Source organism: Acidisphaera sp. L21, from assembly GCF_009765685.1.
In the GTDB taxonomy this organism is placed as follows: Bacteria; Pseudomonadota; Alphaproteobacteria; order Acetobacterales; family Acetobacteraceae; genus LMUY01.
Genome location: NZ_LMUY01000118.1, coordinates 1,054 through 1,690, shown reverse-complemented (window position 1 = coordinate 1,690; position 637 = coordinate 1,054). Strand labels below are relative to the sequence as shown.

General features: G+C 54.5%; 2 protein-coding genes. One reads left to right on the top strand and one right to left on the bottom strand.

Features of this window, described 5'->3' with window-relative positions; all coding sequences use genetic code 11:
• Positions 1-161: metal-sensitive transcriptional regulator (locus tag GSQ76_RS23095; RefSeq protein ID WP_158746471.1), on the bottom strand; the 161-nt coding region annotated here is incomplete at its 3' end.
• Positions 162-220: 59 nt separating this feature from the next.
• Here GSQ76_RS23095 and GSQ76_RS23090 point away from each other — a divergent pair.
• Positions 221-637, top strand: a 417-nt coding sequence (locus tag GSQ76_RS23090; RefSeq protein WP_254070588.1) for a manganese catalase family protein, incomplete at its 3' end; no start/stop codon positions are given.

Below are 637 nucleotides of genomic sequence, written 5' to 3'. Positions count from 1 at the left end.
TTTGCTTGTTGAATTTCGTCAAGACAATACCGATCCGCTTCTAACATTTGTATAAGGCCACGCACTTGGCCCTCGATCCGACGGAGCCGCTTCAGCAAAGGATCACGCTCCTCCGGAGAACGTGACACAAACAGCTTTCCATCGCGAAACTCGTAGTCCATAACTCCGTAGTACTCCCCGACAGTATCTAAAGCGCCATCATCCGAAGGGAGTTGCTGACATGTTTATGAGAATTGATAAACTGCAGGCCGCACTACCAGAACCTAAAAAGCCCGATCCCAACGCCGCGACTGCGCTCCAGGAATTGCTGGGCGGCAAATACGGCGAGATGTCGACCCTGGGCAACTACATGTTCCAGAGCTTCAACTTCCGTAACAAGACCAAGCTTCGTCCGTTTTACAGCCTCGTCTCGGCGATTTTCGCCGAAGAACTTGGCCACGTGGAACTCGTCAGCACAGGCATTGCCATGCTGAACAATGGGCCCGGCGATCCAACGCCGGACGTGGATGTCTCCAAGGCGCCGTTCAACTCCATGCAAGACACTGTCCTGCCGGGTGCCTTCCTATCCAATGGCGGTGGTGCAACGCCGGTCAACAGCAATGGCCTGTCCTGGAACACCGACATGGTCACAACCACG